General features: G+C 71.7%; 23 protein-coding genes and 1 pseudogene. 4 read left to right on the top strand and 20 right to left on the bottom strand.

What is annotated here, in order from left to right:
* Nucleotides 1–30: 30 nt before the first annotated feature.
* From ACGF3J_RS34820 to ACGF3J_RS34765, 12 genes and pseudogenes are all read right to left on the bottom strand, one after another.
* Nucleotides 31–339, bottom strand: coding sequence for a DUF2469 domain-containing protein (locus tag ACGF3J_RS34820; RefSeq protein ID WP_003965949.1), 309 nt, complete (start codon nucleotides 337–339; stop codon nucleotides 31–33).
* A gap of 57 nt (nucleotides 340–396) precedes the next feature.
* The gene (locus tag ACGF3J_RS34815; RefSeq protein WP_393855571.1) at nucleotides 397–927 is read right to left on the bottom strand and encodes an NUDIX hydrolase; all 531 of its coding nucleotides are present in this window, start codon (nucleotides 925–927) and stop codon (nucleotides 397–399) included.
* On the bottom strand, nucleotides 917–1,690 hold the full coding sequence (lepB, locus tag ACGF3J_RS34810) for a signal peptidase I (RefSeq protein ID WP_161326015.1): 774 nt from the start codon (nucleotides 1,688–1,690) through the stop codon (nucleotides 917–919). The genes ACGF3J_RS34815 and lepB (ACGF3J_RS34810) overlap by 11 nt, the downstream gene beginning before the upstream one ends.
* A 100-nt stretch (nucleotides 1,691–1,790) precedes the next feature.
* Nucleotides 1,791–2,780: a signal peptidase I gene (gene lepB, locus ACGF3J_RS34805; RefSeq protein ID WP_346345926.1), complete on the bottom strand. Its 990-nt coding sequence runs from the start codon at nucleotides 2,778–2,780 to the stop codon at nucleotides 1,791–1,793.
* Nucleotides 2,671–3,753 (bottom strand): annotated as a pseudogene (lepB, locus tag ACGF3J_RS34800) (signal peptidase I); the annotation flags it as partial. The gene lepB (ACGF3J_RS34805) and the pseudogene lepB (ACGF3J_RS34800), both read right to left, overlap by 110 nt.
* Nucleotides 3,746–4,498 carry a signal peptidase I gene (lepB, locus tag ACGF3J_RS34795; RefSeq protein ID WP_161326018.1) on the bottom strand — a complete coding sequence of 251 codons (753 nt, stop codon included), beginning with the start codon at nucleotides 4,496–4,498 and terminating at the stop codon, nucleotides 3,746–3,748. The pseudogene lepB (ACGF3J_RS34800) and the gene lepB (ACGF3J_RS34795), both read right to left, overlap by 8 nt.
* A gap of 44 nt (nucleotides 4,499–4,542) precedes the next feature.
* A complete protein-coding gene (gene rplS / locus ACGF3J_RS34790) occupies nucleotides 4,543–4,893 on the bottom strand; it encodes a 50S ribosomal protein L19 (RefSeq protein WP_161326019.1) in 351 nt (116 codons plus the stop codon).
* A gap of 136 nt (nucleotides 4,894–5,029) precedes the next feature.
* Nucleotides 5,030–5,863 carry a tRNA (guanosine(37)-N1)-methyltransferase TrmD gene (gene trmD / locus ACGF3J_RS34785; protein ID WP_161326020.1) on the bottom strand — a complete coding sequence of 278 codons (834 nt, stop codon included), beginning with the start codon at nucleotides 5,861–5,863 and terminating at the stop codon, nucleotides 5,030–5,032.
* A complete protein-coding gene (gene rimM / locus ACGF3J_RS34780; RefSeq protein WP_307015331.1) occupies nucleotides 5,863–6,426 on the bottom strand; it encodes a ribosome maturation factor RimM in 564 nt (187 codons plus the stop codon). Before rimM ends, trmD begins: the two co-directional genes overlap by 1 nt.
* Nucleotides 6,427–6,555: 129 nt before the next feature.
* Nucleotides 6,556–6,795: an RNA-binding protein gene (locus ACGF3J_RS34775; RefSeq protein ID WP_003973401.1), complete on the bottom strand. Its 240-nt coding sequence runs from the start codon at nucleotides 6,793–6,795 to the stop codon at nucleotides 6,556–6,558.
* Between the two features lie 2 nt (nucleotides 6,796–6,797).
* Nucleotides 6,798–7,226, bottom strand: coding sequence for a 30S ribosomal protein S16 (rpsP, locus tag ACGF3J_RS34770; protein ID WP_161326022.1), 429 nt, complete (start codon nucleotides 7,224–7,226; stop codon nucleotides 6,798–6,800).
* Nucleotides 7,227–7,482: 256 nt separating this feature from the next.
* A complete protein-coding gene (locus ACGF3J_RS34765) occupies nucleotides 7,483–8,079 on the bottom strand; it encodes a hypothetical protein (RefSeq protein ID WP_122615172.1) in 597 nt (198 codons plus the stop codon).
* A gap of 681 nt (nucleotides 8,080–8,760) precedes the next feature.
* Here ACGF3J_RS34765 and ACGF3J_RS34760 point away from each other — a divergent pair.
* Together ACGF3J_RS34760 and ACGF3J_RS34755 are read left to right on the top strand one after the other, a co-directional pair.
* Nucleotides 8,761–9,648 (top strand): SAM-dependent methyltransferase, encoded by an 888-nt coding sequence (locus tag ACGF3J_RS34760; protein WP_393855570.1) that lies wholly within the window; start codon nucleotides 8,761–8,763, stop codon nucleotides 9,646–9,648.
* Nucleotides 9,649–9,819: 171 nt separating this feature from the next.
* Nucleotides 9,820–10,428 (top strand): hypothetical protein, encoded by a 609-nt coding sequence (locus ACGF3J_RS34755; RefSeq protein WP_393855569.1) that lies wholly within the window; start codon nucleotides 9,820–9,822, stop codon nucleotides 10,426–10,428.
* 13 nt (nucleotides 10,429–10,441) lie between these two features.
* On the opposite strand, the gene ftsH is transcribed toward ACGF3J_RS34755, so the two are convergent.
* The 6 genes from ftsH to ACGF3J_RS34725 form a co-directional block, all read right to left on the bottom strand.
* Nucleotides 10,442–12,388, bottom strand: coding sequence for an ATP-dependent zinc metalloprotease FtsH (gene ftsH / locus ACGF3J_RS34750; RefSeq protein ID WP_393855568.1), 1,947 nt, complete (start codon nucleotides 12,386–12,388; stop codon nucleotides 10,442–10,444).
* A 117-nt stretch (nucleotides 12,389–12,505) separates the two neighbouring features.
* Entirely contained in the window at nucleotides 12,506–14,056 is a 1,551-nt protein-coding gene (ffh, locus tag ACGF3J_RS34745) for a signal recognition particle protein (protein ID WP_161326027.1), read from the bottom strand.
* 103 nt (nucleotides 14,057–14,159) lie between these two features.
* Nucleotides 14,160–16,616, bottom strand: coding sequence for a [protein-PII] uridylyltransferase (locus ACGF3J_RS34740; protein WP_393855567.1), 2,457 nt, complete (start codon nucleotides 16,614–16,616; stop codon nucleotides 14,160–14,162).
* A gap of 28 nt (nucleotides 16,617–16,644) precedes the next feature.
* Nucleotides 16,645–16,983: a P-II family nitrogen regulator gene (locus ACGF3J_RS34735; RefSeq protein WP_122615177.1), complete on the bottom strand. Its 339-nt coding sequence runs from the start codon at nucleotides 16,981–16,983 to the stop codon at nucleotides 16,645–16,647.
* A complete protein-coding gene (locus ACGF3J_RS34730; protein ID WP_122615178.1) occupies nucleotides 16,980–18,326 on the bottom strand; it encodes an ammonium transporter in 1,347 nt (448 codons plus the stop codon). The genes ACGF3J_RS34735 and ACGF3J_RS34730 overlap by 4 nt, the downstream gene beginning before the upstream one ends.
* Before the next feature lie 315 nt (nucleotides 18,327–18,641).
* A complete protein-coding gene (locus ACGF3J_RS34725) occupies nucleotides 18,642–20,138 on the bottom strand; it encodes a hypothetical protein (RefSeq protein ID WP_161326029.1) in 1,497 nt (498 codons plus the stop codon).
* A 446-nt stretch (nucleotides 20,139–20,584) separates the two neighbouring features.
* On the opposite strand from ACGF3J_RS34725, the gene ACGF3J_RS34720 reads away from it, so the two are divergent.
* Entirely contained in the window at nucleotides 20,585–21,256 is a 672-nt protein-coding gene (locus tag ACGF3J_RS34720; RefSeq protein ID WP_393855566.1) for a bifunctional DNA primase/polymerase, read from the top strand.
* A 337-nt stretch (nucleotides 21,257–21,593) separates the two neighbouring features.
* Here ACGF3J_RS34720 and ftsY read toward each other — a convergent pair whose 3' ends face one another.
* Nucleotides 21,594–22,802, bottom strand: a complete 1,209-nt coding sequence (ftsY, locus tag ACGF3J_RS34715) for a signal recognition particle-docking protein FtsY (RefSeq protein ID WP_161326031.1) — start codon at nucleotides 22,800–22,802, stop codon at nucleotides 21,594–21,596.
* 176 nt (nucleotides 22,803–22,978) lie between these two features.
* Between ftsY and ACGF3J_RS34710 the strand changes: the two genes are divergently transcribed.
* Complete coding sequence (locus ACGF3J_RS34710) at nucleotides 22,979–24,433, top strand: cytosine permease (protein ID WP_161326032.1); 1,455 nt, start codon at nucleotides 22,979–22,981, stop codon at nucleotides 24,431–24,433.
* Nucleotides 24,434–24,830: 397 nt separating this feature from the next.
* Here the strand turns inward: ACGF3J_RS34710 and ACGF3J_RS34705 are convergent.
* The coding region (locus ACGF3J_RS34705; RefSeq protein WP_393855622.1) for an MFS transporter at nucleotides 24,831–24,944 on the bottom strand (114 nt) is incomplete at its 5' end.

Genomic DNA, 24,944 nt, shown 5'->3' with positions numbered 1-24,944 from the left:
TGGGTGAAAACTTCCTCGGGCGGCCCGCCCTCACCCGCCCGGAAGCTCCAGATCGCTCTTGTTCAGCTCTTCGATGTTCACGTCCTTGAACGTCAGCACGCGTACCTGCTTCACGAAGCGGGCCGGCCGGTACATGTCCCACACCCAGGCGTCCGCCATCGAGACCTCGAAGAACACCTCGCCCTGGACCGAGTGCACCTGCATCTCGTAGTCGTTGGTGAGGTAGAAACGCCGCTCGGTCTCGATCACGTATTTGAACAGACCGACGACGTCGCGGTACTCCCGGTAGAGCTTGAGCTCCATCTCGGTCTCGTACTTCTCGAGGTCCTCGGCGCTCATGGCATGTTCCCCTTCAGCCGTGCGGGTCCCCCCATTGTGCGCCAGTCCCGTGCACCCCTAGACGATTTCCGTGTCCAGGGTCACCGGCCCGGCCGGGGGACCCTCGTCGAGCAGCGTGCGCAGCAGCCCGGCGAGTCTGGTCGGGTACACCGTCTCACGTGCCCCGGTCAGTTCCTCACACGTCCACCAGCGTGCTCCGGCGACGCTGCGCCGCTCCAGCTCGGTGAGCCCGGCGCCGACGGCCCCGGCCGCGGTCTGCCGGGTGCGGGCCAGGTAGTACCACTCGTCCTGGTCCCAGCGGCGGCCCGCGAAGGGGAAGGAACACCTGCGCCGCCACAGCACCGGGCCGAGTTCGACGTCGGCGATGCCGGTCTCCTCCAGCAGCTCCCGCCGGGCGGCCTCCTCACGGGTCTCGTCGCCCTCCACACCACCGCCGGGCATGAACCACCAGTCGTCGGCCGGATCGTCCGGTTCGTGGCCGTGCAGCAGCAGGATGCGGTCGTCGGGATCGAGCAGCACGACCCGCGCGACCCTGCGCAGTCCGCCCTGGTAGGTGTCCTGCCCGGCCGGGGTGGCCTCAGCGCCCATCGGCGGGCTCCGCGGCGCGACCGGCACGCGAGGCCGCGGCCCGCTTGGCGACGGGACCGTACGCCCCGCCGCCCAGGATCAGCACGGCCCCGGCGATCACCAGGGCGACGACCGGCGTCAGCGGCCCCGGCGAGGAGAGGACACCCAGGGTCTCGAAGCCGGTCGGCCGCTCCAGCATGCCGTTCATGGGCCAGACCACGGCGTCGACGCGGGCGTCCACGGCGCCGCTCGCCACGGTGCCGCGGGCCGCGTCGGTGAGGTGGGCGGTGGAGTCCACGGAGTTGTCGCGCTCGTCGCCGAGCAGGAACAGGCGGCCCTCCGGGACGTTCACGGTCTGGAAGTCCATGATCTCGGCCGGTGTCCCGGCGGGCAGGTACGGCTCGTCGATCACCTTGCCGTTGACCTTCAGCTTGCCCTCCTGGCAGCAGGAGACGGTGTCCCCGCCGACGGCGACGACCCGCTTGACCATCGGGGCGTTGGCCCAGGCCGTGTCCTTGAAGACGACGACGTCGCCGCGCCGTACGTCGCTCCCGTCGATGCGCTCGGCGAGCACCCGGTCACCGACACCGATGGTCGGGGCCATCGAGCTGGTCGGCACGGTGTAGGGCCGGTAGACCACGGCGCCCCAGGCGAACCCGCCGAGGAAGAGCACCATGCCCAGCGCCACGGCGAGGCCGGACAGCCGCTGCCCGGTCCGGCTGCCCGCCGGACTCCTGTTCGCTCCCCCGCGCGGGGCCGTACGTGTCGTGCTCTCGCCACCCATGGAGCCGCACCTTACCCGGCGGTACCCCAACGGGGCAGCCCCCCTCCCGAGGACCGGGAAGGGGGCTGTCGCGTCGCTGGGGACGGCGGGCCGGGGCGCCTCAGCGGGCCTCGGCGTCGGCGCGCCGACGGCGGCGCCACCAGACGACCGGGAGGACGCCGGCGACGGCGAGCCCCTGGGGCGCGACCGACAGCGCGGCGGCGGCCGGGGAGCCTGCCTGGAGGCCGACCTGGTCGAAGGTCTCGGGGACCGGCAGGTTGTCCCAGCGGTTCATCGGCCAGGCGACCACGACCGCGCGGCCGACGACCTCCTTCACCGGGACCATGCCTCCGTGCTTGTCCGCCTGCTGGTAGCGGGAGTCCTTGGAGTTCTGCCGGTGGTCGCCCATGACCCAGATGTAGCCCTCGGGCACCGTGACCTTGAACCGGCCGCCCTGGTCGTCGTCGGTGCACGGCGTGTTGCCGGGGTAGACGTAGGGCTCGTTGAGCGCCTTGCCGTTGACCGTGAGCGGGCCGGTCTTGTTGCACTCGACGGTGTCGCCGCCGACGCCGATGACGCGCTTGATCAGGTCCTTCTCCTCGGCGGACGGCATCAGGCCGATCCAGCTGAGCACCGTCTGCAGCGCGTTCGGGTCGGGGGTCGGCTCGCCCGCCAGCCAGTTGTCGGGGTCGTGGAAGACGACGACCTCGCCGCGCTCGGGCTCGGAGCCGAACCAGGGCGTGAGCTTGTCGACCAGGACACGGTCATTGATCTTGAGCGTGTTCTCCATCGACGAGGACGGGATCGAGAACGCCTGCACCAGGAACGTCTTGATCAGCAGCGCGAGCACCAGCGCGATACCGATCAGGATCGGCAGTTCCTTCCAGAAGGAACGCGGCTTCTTGGTCTCGCGGTGCGGCGTGGGTGGCGTCCCGCCCACGCCCTCGTCCTGCGTCCCGTTGTGTTCGTTCGTCACCCTGCCGTCCTCGGTTCCGGAGCCGTGCCCGGAGTCGCGGGCGCCGTCCGGGGCCGGGCCGGCCGTCTCCTCGGGGCGTCCGCGGTTCTCCTCGCCGTCGTGTCCGGACCGTGCGCCAACCGCCACATCCCCCACGCCAACTCCTTACTCTCTGCCGCCGCCCGCCCCGTATACGGCGCAGGCCCACCACTCCCATAACGAGCGGGAGTTCCGCAGGGGTCGGGAGTTGCATCATCGCGTTCGGATCGTCGGGGGCAACCCTATGCGACAGCCGGGGAGCGGCGGTCGCACCGGAGGCCGAGTCGGTGACGGATGCATACGTTTTCGGCTCGTCCAGAGTGGTCCAGTGACCGAACGGCCAGGCGATCACCATGGCGCGTCCCACCACCTCCTCCTCGGAGACCGTGCCGAAGTCGGTGTCCTGGTGGGCGCGGGAGTCGGCGGAGTTGGACCGGTGGTCGCCCATCACCCACAGCCGCCCCTCCGGGACGGTGACGTCGAACGGCGTCCGTGAGGGGGTGTCACCCGGGTACAGGTAGTCCTCGTTCAGGGGGACGCCGTTGACGGTGACGCGTCCCTGGGTGTCGCAGCACTTGACCTTGTCCCCGCCGACTCCGACGACCCGTTTGATGAGGTCCTTCTCGTCGTCGGACGGCAGCAGGCCGATGAAGGCCAGGCCCTCCTTGACCTGCTTGATGACGACGGGGTCGTCCTTCTTGGTGGTCTGCTCGCCCGCCAGCCAACCGCCCGGGTCCCGGAAGACCACGACGTCCCCGCGCTGCGGTTCGGAGCCGAACCAGGGGGTGAGCTTGTCCACCAGGACCCGGTCGCCGATCTGGATGGTCTGCTCCATGGAGCCGGACGGGATCACGAAGGCCTGGACGAGGAAAGTCTTGAGCACCAGCGCTATGAGCACGGCGACGCCGATGAGGAGCGGTATCTCCTTGACGGCGCCGCGCCTGCGGCGCCGTTTGACCTTGCGCTGGAGTTTGCGCCGCTCCGCGCGGGAACGGCCGCCGGAGGGCGCGGCGGTGCGCCGGGAGCCGGTGGGCAGCAGGTTCTCCGCGGGACTGCTGGGGGCTCCGCGCGGTTTCCCGCGGCTACCCATCGGCGCCCGCGGGCCGGCGCGCGTCGCCGACCCCTCCGTCCGCGTCGGCCTCCGGCACGCGCGCGTAGGCGTCGGGACGGTCGAGGTGGGTGGCGTGGGCGAAGGGCCAGACGATCCAGTCGGCGCGGCCGATCACCTCGTCCACCGGGATCATGCCGCCGCCCGGCGAGCCCAGGTGGTCGCGGGAGTCGCTGGAGCCGGACCGGTGGTCGCCGAGGACGAAGAGGGTGCCGTCGGGGACGACGACGTCGAAGCGCACCGTCGACGGGCGGTCACCGGGGTACAGGAACTCCGACTCGTCGACCGACTGGCCGTTCACCCGCACCCTCCCCTCCCTGTCGCAGCACACCACATGGTCCCCGCCCACACCGACCACGCGTTTGATGTAGTCGCCGGGCCCGAAGAGTCCCGTTCCGTCGAAGACCACGACGTCGCCCCGCTGCGGCCGCCCACCGAAACGGTACGCCAACTTATTTACGAGAACCCGGTCACCGATCCTCAATCCGCGCTCCATGGATCCGCTGGGGATCTGGAACGGACGCAGTACGAAGGTGCTGAGCAGCAGCAGGAACAGCAGCAGTGTCAGCAGGGTGACGGTGATCCGGCCGCCCGGCACCCAGTCCGTGATCCGCCCCGCGAACGCGGAACGCGACCGTTCCTCCGGGCCCTCCGGATCCGAGGGCTGCTCGGAGTCGGAAGGGCGGGAGGAGCGGTCGCGCTCCGTGGGCTGTGCTTCGGTGTCCATCGGGGCCAGATGCTATCCGGCCCCGGCGCGGACCTCGGAGGCGCTCAGCTCTCGCGCTTCTCCTTGATCTTCGCGGCCTTGCCGCGCAGCTCGCGCAGGTAGTACAGCTTGGCGCGGCGGACGTCACCGCGGGTGACGAGCTCGATCTTCTCCACGATCGGGGTGTGCACCGGGAAGGTGCGCTCGACGCCGACGGAGAAGGAGACCTTGCGGACCGTGAAGGTCTCGCGCACGCCGGCGCCCTGGCGGCGGATCACCACGCCCTTGAACTGCTGCACACGGGAGCGGTTGCCCTCGATGACGCGCACGTGGACGTTGACGGTGTCGCCGGGGCGGAAGGCGGGGACGTCGGTGCGCAGCGACGCGGCGTCGACGGAGTCGAGCAGGTGAGACATTTCGTCTGCTTTCCTCGCTGATGCCACAGGTCATCAACGGAAACTAGGTGTTTCGGATTCAGAGTCGTGCGGGTCGGGACGGGCGTCGTGTCCCCCTGTGGCAGGGGCGCGCTCCGGACGGACGCACAACAGCGGCCTATTGTTCCATGCCGGGGGTCCTGCGCCAAAATCGGCCGTACGGCTCCCCGTCCGGGTCCGGTGCCCAGCCCAGGATGGAGAGCATCTCGCGGTCCTTCTTGTCGAAGACCTTGGGGTCGCACCGCTCGATCAGGTCGGGCCGGTGGGCCGACGTGCGCCGCAGGGCCTCGTCCCGGCGCCAGCGGGCGATCTTCCCGTGGTGGCCGCTGAGCAGCACGTCCGGGATGCCGCGCCCGCGCCACTGTGGCGGCTTGGTGTGGACGGGGCCTTCCAGGAGGTTCGCCATGGCGCCGGGCGCGAAGGAGTCGTCCCGGTGGGACTCGGCGTTGCCGAGGACGCCGGGCAGCAGCCGGGCCACGGCCTCGGTGACGACCAGTACGGCCGCCTCGCCGCCGGCGAGGACGTAGTCGCCGATGGAGACCTCGTACACCGGCATCCTGGTGGCGTACTCGTCGACGACGCGGCGGTCGATGCCCTCGTAGCGGGCGGGCGTGAAGATCAGCCAGGGCCGCTCGGAGAGGTGGACGGCGAGTTCCTGGGTGAAGGGCCGGCCGCTGGGCGTGGGCACGATCAGGGCGGGCTCGCCGGTGCCGGCCTCGTAGCCGTCGGCCAGGACGGAGTCCAGCGCGTCGCCCCACGGGTCGGGCTTCATGACCATGCCGGGGCCGCCCCCGTAGGGGGTGTCGTCGACCGTGTTGTGCCGGTCGTAGGTCCACTCGCGCAGGTCGTGCACCTGGACGTCGAGCTGTCCACGCGCGCGTGCCTTGCCCACGAGGGAGACGTTCAGCGGTTCCAGGTACTCGGGGAAGATCGTGACGACGTCGAGCCGCATTACGCGCCTTCCTCCGGGGACTCCTCGGCGTCCCGCGCGGAGGCGATCTCCGCGCGGTCGTCGATCAGGCCCGGGGGCGGGTCGATGACCGCGCGCTGCTCCTCCAGGTCGATCTCCGTGACGATCTCCGACACGAACGGCACGTAGACCTCGCTGCCGTCGGGGCGCTCCACCACGAACAGGTCCTGGGTGGGCAGGTGGGAGATCTCGGTGATCCGGCCGACCTCGGTGCCGTCGGCGGTCACCACGTCGAGGTCGATGAGCTGGTGGTCGTAGTACTCGTCGTCGTCCTCGGGCCGCTCGTCGGGGTCGACGTCGGCGATCAGCAGGGTGTTGCGCAGGGCCTCGGCACCGGTGCGGTCGTGGACGCCCGCGAAGCGCAGCAGGAGGCGGCCGCTGTGCACCCGGCCGGTCTCGATGGTCAGCGGACCGGCGGTGGCGGGGTCGGTGGCCAGGACGGCGCCGGGGCCGAGCCGCAGCTCCGGCTCGTCGGTGCGGACCTCGACGGTGACCTCGCCCTTGATGCCGTGGGCGCGGCCGATGCGAGCGACTACCAGCTGCACTGTGCTTGATCTCCTGTCGGAACTGCGACGAGCCCGGGCGGGGCTCACCACCCCGTGCGGGGCTCTACGACTGCGGGCCGGGGACGGCCCATGGCCCTCCCCGGCCCGAGCCGGTGCTGCGTTGTGGCGTCAGCGGACGTGGTCCACGTCGACGAGGTCGACGCGGACACCGCGGCCGCCGATGGCGCCCACGACGGTGCGCAGGGCGCGTGCGGTGCGGCCGTTGCGGCCGATCACCTTGCCGAGGTCGTCGGGGTGCACCCGGACCTCGAGCACGCGCCCGCGACGCAGGTTGCGCGAGGCGACCTGCACATCGTCAGGGTTGTCGACGATGCCCTTCACGAGGTGCTCGAGAGCCTCCTCGAGCATGCTCAGGCCTCGGTCGACTCGGACGAGGAGGACTCGGCGGCGGCCTCGTCCTTCTTGTCGGCCTTCTTCTTCTGGGTGATCGCCTCACCCTTGCCCTCGTCCTCGCCACCGATCGCCTCGAAGGACGGGCGGGCCGCCTTCTCGGACGGCTGGAGCAGCGGGGCCGGGGCGGGCTCGCCCTTGAACTTCTGCCAGTCGCCGGTCTTCTTCAGGATGGCGAGCACGGGCTCGGTCGGCTGGGCGCCGACACGCAGCCAGTAGGCGACACGCTCGGCGTCGACCTCCATCACCGACGGGTTGTACGTCGGGTGGTACTTGCCGATCTCCTCGATGGCCCGGCCGTCACGGCGGGTACGGGAGTCGGCGACGACGATGCGGTAGTGAGGCGAACGGATCTTGCCCAGACGCTTCAGCTTGATCTTGACTGCCACGGGAGTGGAATCTCCTGGTTTTGACGTGATTGGGCACGGCGAGAGAGCCGCGTGGGGTTGCGGTACCCGAGTGCCCGATGGACGCGTCAGCCGGAGGAGAGAGGGGTCCTGTGCGACTGTCGAGTACAGCTTGCCATTGTGCCACACGCGGGCAGACCCCTCGGACCGGAGGGCACCGGGGCCGCCCTCCGGTCCTGCGGAGCGGGTCCGACGACAGAACCTGGCCCGGGTCCGGCTGCCACGAGCAGCCGGACCGTCAGCTCACGCCCGCGCCGACCACCTCCGGGATGCGGAACGGCTTGCCGCAGCCGCCGCACATGATCGGGGCCTGGGCCAGTACGGACGGGACGACCCGGACGTTGCGCCCGCAGTCGCAGACGGCTTTCACGCGCACCCCTCCCCCGGAGGAGCCGTGCCGGGCGGCCGGACCGCGGAAGCTGCGGGCCGAGTCGGTCGCGGTGGCGGCGGTGTGGGCCTTCAGCGCGCGCTGGAGGCGTTCGGTCGTCGGGCGGTAGCGGCGCTTCGCCTCGGGGGTGAGGGTGACCAGTGAGAAGCCGCTGCTGGGATGTGGCTCCTCGGGGTGGTCGAGGCCCAGCTCCTCTGCGATCGCCAGGAATCGGCGGTTGTGGTAGCGCCCCGCGCGGGAGGTGTCGCGTACTCCGCGCGCGGCGGCGATGCCGTGGACTGCCTCATGGAGCAGTCGCTCGAAGGAGAGTTCGTGCCCGCAGGCGGACGACGACTCTCCGATCAGGGACTCGGGCGCGGCAAGATCGGGCAGCTCGGGGTGGTACCGCTGAATGTCGGCCCACGCCTGCGCCAGCTCTGCGGCGAGAACAGGTGGTGTCGTGCTCACGTAATGACAACGAGCCGGAGTGCCGCTGTGTTCCTATTCCGGGGCATCCCAAATAATTTGCACGTACCAGTCAGTTGCCGCTGATGCGTCCCGACGAGGGCGGGTGCGCTGATCTGCGGAGAAGCCTCACAGCTCATACCAAGCTGGTGCGTAGCCCGACGTACGCCCCGGCGCGTAGCGGTCGTCCACGCTCCGGGGGCGTGAGGCGCTCTCGTGCGCAAGGGGCGTTTCGGCCGCCGTCGCGCCGGAGCGGAGGTGTCCGGGCGGACGCGCCGACGGGGCCGACGTTACCGGGTGGGCCTCCGGGGTGCGGCACCGCCCCTTCCCCCGGCACTCCCGCGCTCCGCCCCGGGCCCCGCACGACGCCCGCGGACCCCGTCGACCTTGGCCGGAACCACCCCCTCCGCACCTCGGCCACCCGCTGTCATCGCCGACCGGCACGATCCGGCCATCCGGTCAAGGTGTCGCCGGGGGGCTACCGCGGGTACCGCGCGGCCGGCCCACATTGCCGGGAAGTGAAATCTCGCCATGGGGACGGGGATCGGGCAAACCGGCCCTCTCTACCACTGGACGCCGCGGCGAGCCCGGAGTTTCCTGGCATACGGGGGGAGTTCGAGCGCACTGCACGGGGGCCATGGAATCGGGCACAGCTGCAACACTCGGCGATTGGGGCGCTTTCCTATGACACCTACGCTCGTACGGCAGCACTCATCTCACACGGGGACGATGTCTCCCGTGGACCTGCGTGCACGTGCGCGTGACTGGTCCGAGATACAGGAGAGGATGCTCGTACCGCTCTACGAAGCCGTCTTCGAGCGCCTTGACGTGGGCGGCGGCACCCGGATGCTGGGCCTGGACTGCGGTTCCGGGCTCGCCCTGCTGATGGGCGCCTCGCGCGGCGCCTCGGTGACCGGTGTCGACACCCGCTCTCCGGAACTCCTGGAACTGGCACGGCGGCGTCTGCTGCCCGGGGCACCCGAGGCACCGGAACCTCCCGGCGTCCGGCCCGCCCCCACGCGCGGGGAAGCGGCGCGGGTCCTGGACGGACCACCCGGTGCCGCGGCGGACCCGTCGGCGCCGGCGTTCACCCTGGTGACCGCCTTCGAGCCCATCGGGTGCCTCGCGGGCGACTCGGAGGGGCTGGGCGGGCTGCTCGCCGAGGCGACGCCGCTCGCCGGCCGCGGGGCCGCGGTGGTGCTGGCGGGCTGGGGCCCGCCGGAGCGGTGCGCCACGACCTCGGTGCTGCGGGTGGCCACCAAACTCGCGGACCCGCTGCGCAGCGCGGGCAGCTGGCGCCCCGCCCTGCGCGACGACCTGGAGGAGGTCGCCCAGCGGGCCGGGCTCAGGCCGGACGGTTCGGGACGGGTGGCGTGCCCGTTCGGGTACGCGGACGCCGCGAGCGCGGCGCGGGGGCTGCTGTCGACCGGGCTGTTCGACGCGGCGATCGCGGCCACCGACCGGGAACAGGTCGACAAGGAACTGGCGGAGGCCCTGCACCCGCACCGGCGCCCGGACGGGACCGTCTGGATGCCGAATGTCTTCCGCTACTTGATCGCACGGGTTCCTTAAAGATCGATTCCGATCGAACCTGTCCGTTGTTCGGCCGACTTTCTCCGGTGCAGGTGTGAATGCCGTGAAGAAGCCGGTCGAGGGCTCCTGTGGTTTCCCCAGGTGGATCATGGACCTCTACTCTGATCCACCGTTCGGGGGAAAACACACATCTGCATACAGGAGCCTGTAGTGCCGCACCGCAAGACCGCACTGCGCCTCGCCGCGCCCGTCGCCGTCCTCGCCCTCGCCCTCACCGCGTGCGGGGGCGGAGACGAGGACTCGAAGGACACCGGCGCGAAGAGCCCGGCGACCACCGAGGCATCGCCCTCGCCCTCCGAGGCGGCCTCGGGCGGCGACCTGGCGACGGGCGAGAGCGCGACGGGGAAGGTCGCCGAGGACCCGGGCGAGGTCACCTACGACGTCGTGGCGGAGAAGGTCGAGGTGGGCACCGAGGCCGAGGCCGCGAAGGCGGTGGCGGACGCCGCGGACGTCAAGGGCAAGGTGCTGGCCACCGCGTACCTCAAGTACACGCACAAGAGCGGACCGGCCCTGACCGAGGGCTCCGACGTGCACGACGGCGCCACGGTCTTCGCCGACGGGCAGCGCGGCAGCGTCCTCGTCGGCGCCTCCGAGGACGCGGCGGGCTGCGAGGACCCGTACGACGTCGAGAGCTGGAAGCAGGGCGAGAGCCACGTCTTCTGCGAGACGTACGTGATCCCGGCCGGCGCGAAGAGCGTGGAGGCGCACTGGTCGGAGGAGGACGGCGAGCCCTACGTCTGGAAGTTCCCGCAGAAGTAGGAACGCACGGCGCTCACGCCTCCGGGTCGTCCTTCGTGAGCCGGGCGATCCCGGCGATGCGGTACGCCTCCGCCTCGTCCAGCGTCTCGTTGGCGAGCAGCGCCTCGGCCAGCGCGTCGAGCCGTTCGCGGTGGTCGCGCAGCTTGCGGACGGCCTCCTCGTAGCAGGAGTCGACGACCCGCCGCATCTCCCCGTCGATGGCGTCCAGCGTCTGGGGCGCGGCGGCGAGGCCGTACGCCTGCTGCGCGTCGCCGGGGAGGGCGGAGAGCCGGCCGACCCGCTCGCTCATGCCCCAGCGGGCGACCATGCCGCGGGCGATGTTCGTGACCTGTTCGAGGTCGCTCTCGGAACCGGTCGTGATCACGCCGTACACCACGTGCTCGGCCGCCATGCCGCCGAGCGCGCCGATGATCCGGCCGCGCAGGTACTCCTCGGTGTACGCGTACTTGTCCGCGTCCGGCGTCGACAGCGTCACCCCGAGCGCCCTCCCGCGCGGCACGATGGTGATCTTGCGGACGGGGTCGGCGCCCGGCTGCAACATGCCCAGCAGGGCGTGTCCGCTCTCGTGGTACGCGGTGCGCCGGCGCTCCTCCTCGGGCATCACCAGGGGCCGTTCGGCGCCCAGCTGGACCTTCTCCAGGGCCTCGGAGAGGTTGGCCTGCGTCACCCGGTCCTGCTTCCGCTTGACCGCGAGCAGGGCCGCCTCGTTGGCGAGGTTCGCCAGTTCGGCGCCGGTCATGCCCGGGGTCGTGCGGGCGACCTGGGACAGGTCGACGTCCGGGGCGAGCGGGATCTCGCGCGTGTGGATGTCCAGGATGGCCTCGCGGCCGCCGCGGTCCGGGGGCGAGACGCTGACCACCCGGTCGAAGCGGCCGGGGCGGGTCAGGGCCGGGTCCAGGATGTCCGCGCGGTTGGTGGCGGCGATGACGACGACGCCCTCGGAGCCCGAGAAGCCGTCCATCTCGGTGAGGATCTGGTTCAGCGTCTGCTCGCGCTCGTCGTGGCCGCCCATGCCGGAGCCGCCGCCGCGCGCGCGGCCGATGGTGTCGATCTCGTCGATGAAGATGATCGACGGCGCGACCTTGCGGGCCTCGGCGAACAGCTCCCGCACCCGGGAGGCGCCCACGCCCACGATCATCTCGATGAACTCGGACGCGGACGCGGAGAAGAACGGCACCCCCGCCTCGCCGGCGACCGCACGCGCGAGGAGCGTCTTCCCGGTGCCGGGCGGACCGGTCAGGAGGACACCGCGGGGCATCTTCGCGCCCATGCGGCGGTAGGCGTCCGGGTTCTTCAGGAAGTCGACGACGTCACTGAGTTCGCCCTCCACCTCGTCGATCCCGGCCACGTCCGCGAACGTGGTCCGCGGCTCGCCCGCCTCCAGTTCGACCGGCTTGGGCGGCGCCTTGCGTCCGAGCATGCCGCCCGCGCCGCCGCCCAGGGCACCCTTCATGCGCCGCGCGATGAAGATCCACAGCACCACCAGGAGCAGCATCGGGGCCAGCGCGATCAGCAGGTTGGACAGGAAGCTGCGGTGCTGGACCACCGGTTCGGCCGTGACGGTGACGTTGTTCTTCGTCAGGTCGTCCCAGAGCCGGTCGTCCGCGAAGGTGGGCCGCTCGGTCGTGAACTTGGTGTACGTGCCGTCGCCGTCGGGTTTGTCGCGTGACTTCTTGAGCTGGCCCTGGATCGCGTCGCCCTTGGCGTAGATCTTGCTGACGTTGCCCTCGTCGACCTGCTTGCTGAACTCCGTGTAGGAGATGGTCGGCTCGTCGCCCTCGTTGAAGAACGAGAGCACGAGGTTGGCGATCAGGTAGACGACCAGTGCGGCCAGGACCAGGTTCCACCAGCCGCCGCGCATCCTCCTGCCACCGGGCGGCGGTTTCGGAGGCTCGTCGGGCGTGCCCTCGGTGCGCCAGGGCGGCTCGGCGGCCTTGCGCGGCGGGGACGGGTTGGTCATATCCGGACGTTACGACAGGAAGGCCGCCCGGGCATGTGCGTGTACGGCGCTGGGGCGCCCCCTGTCGAAAGGGGGCGCCCCAGCGCCGTACACACGGATCGGGCCGTCGGCCCGAGGTCAGCCCATGAACTTCTTGAACTCGTCCGGCAGCTCGAAGTCCTGGCCGCCCTGCTGGGGCAGTCCGAGGGCGCCCCCGTTCTGCGCGGCGGCCGCGCGGCGGGCGGCCTCCTCCTGCTCCTGCTGCTTGCGCTTCATGGGGTTGCCGGAGCGCTGCTTGCCCTTGGCCTTCTTCTGCTGCTTCTTCTGCCGGCCGGGTCCGCCGCCCATGCCCGGCATGCCCGGCATCCCCGGCATGCCGCCGCCCTGGGCCATCCGGGACATCATCTTGCGGGCCTCGAAGAACCGCTCGACCAGGCCCTTGACCGCGCTGACGTCGACGCCGGAGCCCTTGGCGATACGGGCGCGGCGCGAGCCGTTGATGATCGTGGGCTCCTGGCGCTCGGCCGGGGTCATCGACTTGATGATGGCGGCCGTGCGGTCGACGTCGCGCTCGTCGAGGTTGTTGATCTGGTCCTTCATCTGGCCCATGCCCGGCAGCATGCCGAGCAGCTTGGAGATGGAGCCCATCTTCCGGACCTGCTCCATCTGGGCCAGGAAGTCGTCCAGGGTGAAGTCCTGGCCCTTCTTGGACGCCAGCTTGGAGGCCATTTTCTCGGCCTCTTCCTGGCTGAACGTCTTCTCCGCCTGCTCGATCAGGGTGAGCAGGTCACCCATGTCGAGGATGCGGGAGGCCATCCGGTCAGGGTGGAAGGCGTCGAAGTCCTCGAGCTTCTCGCCGTTCGACGCGAACATGATCGGCTTGCCGGTCACCGAGGCGATCGACAGGGCCGCACCACCACGGGCGTCGCCGTCGAGCTTGGAGAGCACCACGCCGTCGAAGCCGACGCCGTCGCGGAAGGCCTCGGCGGTGTTGACCGCGTCCTGGCCGATCATCGCGTCGACGACGAAGAGGATCTCGTCCGGCGAGACCGCGTCGCGGATGTCCGCGGCCTGCCGCATCAGCTCCTGGTCGATGCCCAGGCGGCCGGCGGTGTCGACGATGACCAGGTCGTGGACCTTGGACTTGGCGAACTCGATGGAGTCCTTGGCGACCTTGACCGGGTCGCCGACCCCGTTGCCCGGCTCGGGCGCGTAGACGGCGACGCCGGCGCGCTCGGCGACGACGCCGAGCTGGTTGACGGCGTTGGGGCGCTGGAGGTCGCAGGCGACCAGGAGCGGCGAGTGGCCCTGCTCCTTGAGCCAGCGGCCCAGCTTGCCCGCGAGGGTGGTCTTACCGGCACCCTGCAGACCCGCCAGCATGATCACGGTCGGCGGCTGCTTGGCGAAGCGCAGGCGGCGGGTCTCACCGCCGAGGATGCCGACGAGTTCCTCGTTGACGATCTTGAGGACCTGCTGGGCGGGGTTGAGCGCCTTGGAGACCTCGGCGCCCAGAGAGCGCTCCTTGACCTTCTTGATGAAGGCGCGCACGACGGGCAGGGCCACGTCGGCCTCGAGGAGCGCGATGCGGATCTCGCGGGCCGTGGCGTCGATGTCCGCCTCGGACAACCTGCCCTTGCCGCGGAGATTTTTGAAAGTCGCGCTAAGGCGGTCGGAGAGGGTATCGAACACGGTGGCGTCGGTCCTCGGAGTCGGGGGCGGTCTGAGCGTCTTCCAGGGTATCTGGCTTGGCAAGACATTCGTCCCCGCCCGCCGGATTCCGCGGGCCACCCGGTCAGGGACGACCCCGCAACGCCTCCTCCAGGGTCCGTGCCACGTCCCCCGCCTCCTCCCCCGGCAGCCGCGCGCCCTCCGGGCCGGTGACGTAGAAGGCGTCCACCGCGTTCGAGCCCAGGGTGGAGGCGTGGGCGCTGCGCACCCGCACGCCGGCCGCCTCCAGCGCCCGCCCGAGCCGGAACAGCAGGCCCGGCGCGTCCTGGGCACGGACCTCGATCACCGTGGCCAGCCTCGACGCGGCCGGGGCGACGGTCACCCGGGGCGGCGGCGGCTCCACACCCCGGCGCCGCGGATGGGCGGCGTCCCGCTCGGCGAGCCGGGCGGCGATGTCCAGGCTGCCGTCCAGGGCCCTGACCAGGTCGGCCCGGAGCCGCGCGGCCTGGGGCAGCGAGCCGTACTCGGCGGCGACCCGCCAGTCCAGGAGCAGCACGGAGCCCTCGACACCGTCCGGCAGCGGCAGGGACCGCAGCTCGGCGGTGCGGACGGTCAGCCGGTGCATGGCCAGGACCCCGGCGACTGCCGGGAGCACGCCCTCCTGGTCCGGCACGGCGATCAGCAGCTCCACACCCAGCGGCTCGGGACCGGCGACCGCCGCGGGGTCGGCCGGCGGCTCGGTCTGGGCCCGCAGCGCCAGCACCGGCCCGCGCGTGCGGAACGCCTCGACGGCGAGCCGCTCCTGCTCGGCGGTGGGCGCGGCGGCCTCGGGCTCCTCCAGCGGGTCCCCGGCCAGCACCCCCGAGACCCGTTTCACCAGGTCGGCGACGAGGGAGCCGCGCCAGGACGACCAGGCGGCGGGGCCGGTGGCCAGCGCGTCCGCCTCGGTCAGCGCGTGCAGCAGCTCCAGGGTGTGCTCCGAGCCGACCGCGTCGGCGACGGCGCGCACGGTGGCCGGGTCGTCGAGGTCGCGCCGGGTGGCGGTCTCGACGAGCAGCAGGTGGTGCCGTACGAGGGTGGCCAGGACGGCCGTGTCCGCGCGGTCGAAGCCGATACGGGCGGCAACGTCGCGGGCGATCGTCTCGCCGGCCACGGAGTGGTCGCCGGGCCAGCCCTTGCCGATGTCGTGCAGCAGCGCGGCGACCAGGAGCAGGTCGGGGCGGTGCACGCGGCGGGTGAACCCGGCGGCGCGGACGGCGGTCTCGATCAGGTGCCGGTCGACGGTCCACAGGTGCACCGCGCTGCGCTGCGGGCGGCAGCGCACCCGCTCCCAGTCGGGCAGCAGCCGGGTGACCAGGCCCTCGGCCTCCAGCGCCTCCCAGACCTGCACGGTGGGCCGCCCCGAGCCCAGCAGGGTCACCAGTTGCTCGCGGGCCTCTGCGGGCCAGGGCGTGGGCAGCGGGCGGGTGGTCGCAGCCAGGCGCCGGACGGCGTGCCGGGAGAGCGGGAGCCCGGCCTGCGCGGCGGCGGCCGCGGCACGCAGCGGGAGCACGGGATCGCGTTCGGGGCGCGCGGTGCGGGCGAGCACCGCCTCACCGTCGTGCTCGACGACGCCCTCGGCGAGCGGGGAGCGCTCGGGCGCGGGCTTTCCGCCGCCCAGCATGGCGCGCAGCCGCGGCCGCACCGAGCGCGAACGCAGCACGCGCCCCACCTCGCGCCAGGTGACGTCGCCGGCGTACGAGATGACCCGCGCCGCCTCATAGACCTGCCGCAGCAGCGCGTCCGCGTCCAGCAGGCCCAGCTCGGCCGCCACCTGGTCCTGCTCCTGCAGCGCCAGCCGGTCGGTCGCCCGCCCGGTCGTCAGGTGGAGCGCGTCGCGTACGTCGAGCAGTCGGCGCCGGGCGTCGGCGAGGCCCTCGCGCGGGGCGTCGGCCAGCCAGGACGCGGCTACGGCGCGCAGGGCGGTGGCGTCGCGCAGGCCGCCCCGGGCTTCCTTGAGGTCGGGTTCCAGCAGGAACTGCAGCTCGCCCTGGCGTTCGGCGCGCTCGGCGCACAGCTCCCGGAGTTCGGGGAGGCGCTTGGGGGCCTGGTTGCGCCAGTCGGCGAGGACGGTGGTGCGCAGCGACGCGGTCAGGCCGAGGTCTCCGGCGAGGTGGCGGGCGTCCAGGAGACCGAGTTGGACTTTCAGATCCTCCCCGGCGGTCCTCCGGGCCTGCGCCGCGGTGCGCACGGAGTGGTCGAGGTCGAGACCGAGGTCCCAGACGGGGTACCAGAGGCGGTCGGCGAGGGCGGCGACCACCTCGTCGTCGCTCCCGTCGTGCAGCAGAAGCAGGTCCAGGTCGCTGCGCGGGGACAGCTCGCCGCGCCCGTAGCCGCCGACGGCGACGAGCGAGACGCCTCTGCCCGTCCCGCCGGTGCCCGCGTCGAAGAGGCCCGACAGCCAGTCGTCCGTCAGTCCGGCGAGGGCCGAACGGCGCGGCGGCCCGGACCGCGCCCCCTCGGTGAGGAGGCGCAGCCGGGCCGCCGCGTAGCCGCCGGGTCCCGAGTCCTCTGCTTCTTTCGTCACGTCCGTACTCGTCACCCGGCGACTCCTGTTCTGGTTTCCCGCCTCAGAGGGCGTCCGGACCGCGCTCGCCGGTCCGCACCCGTACGGCCGTGTCGACCGGGACCGACCACACCTTGCCGTCACCGATCTTGCCGGTGCGGGCCGCCTTGACCACGACCTCGATCAGCTGATCGGCGTCGCCGTCCTCGACCAGTACCTCGATGCGGATCTTGGGCACCAGGTCGACGGTGTACTCGGCGCCCCGGTAGACCTCGGTGTGGCCGCGCTGGCGGCCGTAGCCGCTGGCCTCAGTGACGGTCAGGCCGTGGACCCCGAAGGCCTGGAGGGCCTCCTTGATCTCGTCGAGCCGGTGCGGCTTGACGACGGCGGTGATGAGCTTCATGCGTCCACCTTCTTGCTCGCGGTCTGCGTGGCCGTCGGGGCGGCCGTGGCGGCGGTCGTCCGGGCGGCACCGCCGCCGGCACCGCTGAAGTCGTATGCGGTCTCGGCGTGCTCGGCCTGGTCGATGCCGGTCACCTCGTCGTCCTCCGGGACCCGCATGCCGATGGTCTTGTGCAGGATCAGGGCGAGGATGGCAGAGACGACCAGGGAGTAGGCGAGCACCCCGAAGACACCGGCGCACTGCTTCCAGAACTGGTCCAGGCCGCCGCCGTAGAAGAGGCCCTCGACGTCGGACTGGCCCTTGCCGGAGGCGAAGAGGCCGACCAGGAGGGAGCCGAGGATGCCGCCGACGAGGTGGACGCCGACCACGTCGAGCGAGTCGTCGTAGCCGAACCGGTACTTCAGGCCGACCGCCATGGCGCACAGCACACCGGCGATGACGCCGATGGCGATCGCGCCGAGCGGGGAGACCGCGCCGCCCGCCGGGGTGATGGCGACCAGACCGGAGACGGCGCCGGAGGCCGCGCCCAGGGTGGTGAAGGCACCGTGCCGGATCTTCTCGTAGGCGAGCCAGCCGAGGACCGCGGCACCGGTGGCGACCTGTGTGTTGACGAACATCAGCGCGCCCACGCCGTCGTCGTTGCCGAGCCAGGAGCCGGCGTTGAAGCCGAACCAGCCGAACCACAGCAGGCCGGCGCCGAGCATGACCAGCGGCAGGCTGTGCGGGCGCATCGGGTCCTTCTTGAACCCGACCCGCTTGCCGATCACCAGGATCACGCCGAGGGCCGCGGCGCCGGCGTTGATGTGCACCGCCGTACCGCCGGCGAAGTCGATCACGCCCAGCTCGAAGGCCCAGCCGCCGGCGCCCCAGACCCAGTGCGCGACCGGGAAGTAGACGACCGTGGCCCACAGGGCGATGAACAGCGCCCAGGCGGTGAACTTCACCCGGTCCGCGAGGGCGCCGCTGATCAGGGCGGGTGTGAGCACCGCGAACATCAGCTGGAAGACCAGGAAGACGAAGACGGGGATGGTGTACCCGTCCCACAGCTCGGTCAGGCCGATGTTGCTGAGGCCGACCCAGTCGGAGTTCCAGCCGACGACGGAGCCGGTGTCGGTGCCGAACGCCATCGAGAAGCCGTACAGCACCCACAGGACGGTGACGATGCCGAGGCTGATGAAGCTCATCATCAGCATGTTCAGGGTGCTCTTGACGCGGACCATGCCTCCGTAGAAGAAGGCCAGGGCCGGCGTCATCAGCATCACCAGGGCGGAGCAGATGAGCATGAAGCCTGTGTTGGCGGCAGAGAGCTCGGTCTCTGCGGCAAGCGTGATGGCTGGAGCCATCGGCGTCTCCTCGTCGTTGGTACGGCCCCGTGCGGGCGAAGCCTGGGCGGGACTGAGGGGGCGGGCCGGTTATGCGCCAAGACATTGGCGCAGCGCGGTTTCGGTCGGTGCCCCTCGTTGTTTCGCCGCCGTGACGAAGGCGCCGTGCGTGTTACGCGTGAGTGAACTGCCGGATGCGGGTCCAAGCGATCGTTATGGTGGCGCAACGTCCAGCACCGGGGTGTAAGCCGGCCGCGGCGGCCTCCGAATGACCTGGCATGGGGGAGCCGAGTCGGGCAGTTCGGGAGGGCCGGCCGCGGCCGGGGTCGGTGGGTGTCAGACCGCTTCGGCGGTCTCCGGGAGCTCGACGGCGAGCCGCTCGGTGAGGTCGACGATCTCGCCGAGGTCGCCGAAATCGCGTACGGCCGTGTCTACGGTTTTCCGGATGCGGGTGTTGACGCGTTCGGAGCGGACCTTCTTGGCGATGCGCATGGCCTCGACGGCCACGCCGGTGCTCTCCTCGGGTTCGCGGCGCAGCAGGTGCACGGTGGCCATGCCGATCAGGTTCAGCGCGTAGGAGCGCTGGTGCTCGTCGTCCTCGGCGAACAGCTCCACGGCCCGGCGCATCAGGGGATCGGCCAGGGAGGCGTAGGCGGGGCTGCGGCCGGCCACGTAGGCGAGGTCGCGGAAGGAATGGCTGTTCTCGCCGTACAGCTCGGCCTCGGAGAAGAAGCGGATCCAGTCGGGGTCCGGCTCGTCCCAGTCGGCGGCCTCGGCGAAGGTGTCCTCGGCCATGCGCACCGCGCGCTTGCAGCGGCCGGGCTGGCCCATGTTGGCGTAGGCGCGGGCCTCCATCGCGTACAGCATCGACTGGGTGCGGGGGCTGGCGCAGTCCCGGCTGCCGTACTGCGCGAGGTGGACCAGCTCCAGGGCGTCGTCGGGCCGGCCGAGGTGGATCATCTGGCGGCTCATGCTGGAGAGGATGTACGAGCCGAGCGGCCGGTCCCCCGCCTCCTTGGCGGCGTGCAGGGCGAGTACGAAGTACTTCTGCGCGGTGGGTTGTAAGCCCACGTCGTACGACATCCAGCCCGCCAGCTCGGCCAGCTCGGCGGCGACCTTGAACAGCTTGGCGCGGGTGGTCTCGGTCTGGGGTTCCTGGAGCAGGTCGGTCACCTCGTGCAGCTGGCCGACCACCGCCTTGCGGCGCAGGCCGCCGCCGCACTGGGCGTCCCAGCGGCGGAACATCACGGCGGTGGACTCCAGCAGCTCCAGCTCCGGGCGGGAGAGCCGGCCCCGCGCGCGGGAGGCGGGAGCGGGCTCGCGGCCGGCGGGCGGGCCGGCCGGGGGCGAGGGGACGAGCCAGCGCTGCATGGGCTCGATGAGGGACGGGCCCGCGGAGAGGGCCAGCGAGCTGCCGAGGAAGCCGCGCCGCGCCAGCATGAGGTCGCTGCGCGAGAACTCGCTGAGCAGGGCCACGGTCTGCGGGCCCGTCCAGGGCAGGTCGACCCCGGTCGCGGAGGGCGTGGGGCGGGTGGAGCGCAGGCCCAGGTCCTCGACGGAGACGACGACACCGAAGCGCTCGGAGAACAGCTCGGACAGGATCCGCGGGATCGGCTCGCGCGGATTCTCCCCGTCCAGCCAGCGGCGCACCCGGGAGGTGTCGGTGGAGATGTGGCCGGCGCCCAGCTGACGGGCCCGGCGGTTGACCTGCCGGGCCAGTTCACCCTTGGACCAGCCGCTGCGGGCGAACCACGAAGTGAGCAGCTCGTTCGGGCGCTTGTCAGCGTGCGACGCGCTTCCCGCGCTCGTACCGCTTCCGCCGTTGCCGCTCACTGGAACGCCCCCATCCCTGAGACCACCTGTCGCCGAGTGCGCCAAGCCCTATCAGAATGCCGGTGGTTGGGGCCCTCCGTCCGGCGGTTGCCACCCTTCGAACGGAAAGCCGAGTTGCCTCCGGCATACCCACGAGTGCATGTGCCCCACGGCTCCATGCACACAAAGTAGTCCTACGATCACTCGCCCAGCCATGGCGATTGCGGAATCGCCACCATTCGCCACCCCTTCGAATGAACTCCCCCCGGCCGGTACGCGATTCACTTGACATAGGCCAACCGCGAGTCGGTGCAAGGGCGCACACCGGGGCGTGCACCGTCGGGCACACCACCCCGGAGTGCTTCCGGACGCTGTCTGAACCGCGCCGCACTGGGGAGTTGGAAGCAGAGAGTCACGTTTCACGTCCGCTGCGTAACCGCCGCTGCGTCGGACCCGTTGGAGGGGGCATGGGCTTCACGATCGGCATCGGCAGCAGTCGGGGCATCCGCGAGACCCGGTCCGGCGCGCGCCGCCGGGGCCGCGCCGCCGAGTGCACCGTCGTGGCCGAGTTCACCGGACTCTGGGGCTGGGACGTGGTGCCGGGCGCCCGGACCGCGGCGGGTGCCTGCTCGTGCGGGCGGTCCGACTGCCCGGCACCGGGCGCGCATCCGCTGGACTTCGCCCCCCGGGTGCCGGCCGGGACGACCCTGGACGGAGCGAGCGAGGCCTGGGCCCAGTACCCGGGTGCCGCGGTGATGCTGCCGGTCGGGCGGAGCTTCGACGTGATCGAGGTCGCCGAGGCCGCCGGGCTGCGGGCGCTGACCCGGCTGGAGCGCATGGGCCTCCCGCTCGGTCCGGTCGCGGCGACCCCCGAGGGCCGCGCCCACTTCTTCGTCGCCCCGGGCACCGCCGCCGAACTGCCCCGGCTCCTCTACCGGCTGGGCTGGGACGACCCGTCCACCCTCGACCTGCGCGGCCTCGGTTCCGGTTCGTACATCACGGCCCCGCCCTCCGACCGCGCGGGCCGGGGCCCGGTGCGCTGGCTGCGCCACCCGGACCTCGACTCGGCCACCAGGCCGCCGGCGGCCCGTCTGCTGCTGGGGACGCTGGCGTACGTGGCCCACCGCTCGCGGGCGTAGACGGCCGGCCGCTCCGGCGGGGAAGCCGTACGGCGCCCCTGCGCGAAGGCCCGGACGACCGCCTCGTGCGAAGTCCGGTACCGAGACCCTGCGTGAAAGCCCGGACGGCCGCCTCGCGCGAAGGCCCGTACCGCGACCCTGCGTGAAGCCCGTACGGCGCCGCGACCGGCCCCGCCCGCCACGACGTGCCCGGTCGGCCTACGACGGCGCGAGCGCGCGCCCTGCGGCGACGAGCCCACGCCCGGTACGACGAAGCGCCCGCTCCCCGGAATGATCCCGGGGAGCGGGCGCTCACGTGCGTCCGATTCCGCTCTGGTTCGTCGCGTCGCGCGGGAGGTCACTCTCCGATGAGGGCGTCCACGAAGGCCGCGGGCTCGAACGGCGCCAGGTCGTCCGCGCCCTCGCCGAGCCCGATCAGCTTGACCGGCACGCCCAGCTCACGCTGGACGGCGACCACGATGCCGCCCTTGGCCGTGCCGTCCAGCTTGGTGAGCACGATGCCGGTGATGTCGACGACCTCGGCGAAGACCCGGGCCTGGATCAGACCGTTCTGACCGGTGGTGGCGTCGAGCACGAGCAGCACCTCGTCCAGCGGGGCGTGCTTCTCCACGACGCGCTTGACCTTGCCCAGCTCGTCCATGAGGCCGGTCTTGGTGTGCAGGCGGCCGGCGGTGTCGATGAGCACGACGTCCGAGCCCATCTCCTTGCCCTCCTTGACCGCGTCGAAGGCGACGGAGGCCGGGTCGCCGGCCTCCGGGCCGCGCACGGTGTGCGCGCCGACCCGCTCGCCCCAGGTCTGGAGCTGGTCCGCGGCGGCGGCACGGAAGGTGTCGGCGGCGCCGAGGACGACCGTGCGCCCGTCGGCGACCAGGACGCGGGCGAGCTTGCCGGTGGTGGTCGTCTTGCCGGTGCCGTTGACGCCGACGACCATCACGATGCCGGGCTTGCTGTTCGGCGGCTCGGTCTTGACCTCGCGGTCCATGTCGGGGCCGACGAGGTTGATCAGCTCCTCGCGCAGCAGGGCGCGCAGCTCGTCGGGGGTGCGGGTGCCGAGCACCTTCACCCGCTCGCGCAGCCGCTCGACCAGCTCCTGGGTGGGCTGCACGCCCACGTCGGCGGTGAGCAGGATGTCCTCGATCTCCTCCCAGGTGTCGTCGTCGAGGTGCTCCCGCGAGAGGAGGGTGAGCAGGCCCTTGCCGAGGGCGTTCTGCGAGCGGGAGAGGCGGGCACGGAGCCGGACCAGTCGGCCGGCGGTGGGCTCGGGAACCTCGATCTGCGGGATCTCGAGCTCTTCGACGACGGGCGGCTCCTCGACGGTGGCGGTACCGCCGTCCGGGAGGTCGACCTCCTCTATCGTCCGGCGCGTTTCGTCGCGCGGCGTCTCGGCCTCGTCGCCGACGTGCGGCTCGGCGGGAGGGGCGGTGATGTCGGGCGTGGTGGGCGGCGCCGGAGGCAGCTGCTTCTTGCGACGCGAGCCCACGAGCAGCCCGCCGAGCGCGCCGATCACGACCACGGCGATGACTACAGCAAGGATGACGATTTCCATAACGCGTCCAGTATCAGCCATGGACCCGGAGGACACCCCCCTCGTCGCTTCCTCCAAAGGACAAAGGCCCCTGGAGGGCAGGAGTCGGATCAAAGTACGATGGAGGAGGCTGCGTCAACGCGCGTAGAGTCCCGACCGCCCCCTCTTCTCCCACGATCGAGGCACGGACCCCCCACATGAGCAAGACCGCCGAGAACGAAGGCGCCCTGGAAACCCGTGGCATCGAGCAGGTGCCCGACCACGAGCGCACCGCCCGGACCCGCGAGCTGTTCCCGACCTGGGTCGGCGCCAACATCAGCGTGCTGCTGCTCACGATGGGCGCGAGCCTCGTCGTGGCATACCGGCTCAACTTCTGGCAGGCCCTGGTCGTCGCGGCCGCGGCGCCGGTCGTGTCGTACGGCCTGGTCGGGCTGATCGGCATCGCCGGGAAGCGCGGCGGGGCTCCGGGGATGGCGCTGTCGCGGGCCGTGTTCGGCCAGCGGGGCAATCTGCTGCCGGGGTCGCTGATCTGGGTCGCCCGCTGGGGCTGGGAGACGATCAACGCGGTGACCGGGGCGTACGCGGTGCTCACCGTGCTGGACATCGTGTTCGGCATCCAGGCCAACAGCGTGCTGGACATGGTGACGCTGCTCGCCTTCGTGGTGGCGACGTTCGCGATCTCGGGGCTGGGGATCAACGCGGTCCAGAAGTGCAACAAGTACGCGACGTACCTCTTCGGCGCCTTCTCGGTGCTGGTCCTCGGCTACCTGGTCGTCGACACCGACTGGTCCGCGGTCTTCGACCGGTCCGCCGGTTCGGTGGCCGCGATGATCACCGGCGTCGGTCTGATCGCGGCCGGCGGCGTCAGCTGGATCCCGTCCGCCCCGGACTTCACGCGCTACCTGCCGCGCACGGCGTCCTCGAAGGGGATCGTGGGCGTGACCATCGGCGGTGCCGGCATCGTCGTCCTGCCCATGGTGCTGATGGGCATGATCATGGCGGTCTCCACACCCGACCTGGCCTCGGCCGCCGACCCGGTCTCCTTCCTCGGCGAGATCCTGCCGACCTGGATCGCGGTGCCGTACCTGATCATCGCGCTGATCGGCATGCTGCTGATCAACTCGATGTCCATGTACTCGGCCGGCTTCACGGCCCAGACGCTGGGCTTCACCGTTCCGCGCCACTGGGCGGTCTCGGTCAACGCGGTGATCTCGCTGATCTTCGGCGGTGTGCTGATGCTGGTGGCGACCAGCTTCATGGGCTCCTTCATCGCCTTCCTGTCGCTGCTCGCGGTCGCCTTCTCCGCGTGGGTCGGCGTCTTCGGCGCGGACATGCTGCGCCGCAAGGAGTACGACGGCGAGGCCCTGGCCGACACCGGCCGGACCAGCGCCTACTGGTACCGCGGCGGCTTCTCCCCCGCGGCCGTCGCCGCGTGGGCGGTGGGCCTGGCCGCGGGCCTGATGTTCACCACCTCCGACTGGTTCACCGGCCCCCTCGCCGCGAACAACGTCATCGGCGAGTACGGCCTGGGCTGGGTCGCCACGGTCGTGATCTCCGGCCTGCTGTACGTCGTGCTGCCGAAGCCGGCGGTGGTCGTCCCGGCGACGGCCGCCGACCGCGCCGCCGAGCGGGCGGAGTCGGTGACCGTCTGACCCCACCCGCGGACGAAGCCGCGCCCCCTGCGCCGTGTGCGGTGCAGGGGGCGTCGGCGTTTCCGCGCCGGCGGCCCGACGCCACGCTCAGGGAGCCCGTTCCCCCGACCAGGCCCGGGCTCGCGTGGCGTCGGGGCCGCCGGCGCCTCCTCCGCCGCTGCCGACGGGCGCCACGTCCGTGGAGCCCGTGCCCAGTCCCCTCCGCCCAGCCGCAGGTGTGGAACGCACCGGGCCGAGGGCCGCAACCGCCCCGGAGCCCGCCTGTTCCCGACGGCCGACGGGGCACGACAGACCGCCGCCCCCGGTCCGGGCGGATGCGCGGGCCGGGGGCGGCGGACGGTACGGAGAGAGGGGCAGCGGGGACTTGGCCCTTCTCCCCGGGTTCGGGGCGGGGCGGTCAGCCCATTTCCTCCAGGGCCTTGCCCTTCGTCTCCTTCACGAACTTCAGGACGAACGGGATGGAGAGCGCGGCGAAGATCGTGTAGATCACGTACGTGCCGGACAGGTTCCA

It is taken from the genome of Streptomyces sp. NPDC048171 (assembly GCF_043202655.1).
Taxonomy (GTDB): Bacteria; Actinomycetota; Actinomycetes; order Streptomycetales; family Streptomycetaceae; genus Streptomyces.
This window is presented reverse-complemented; position numbering and strand designations above follow the sequence as displayed.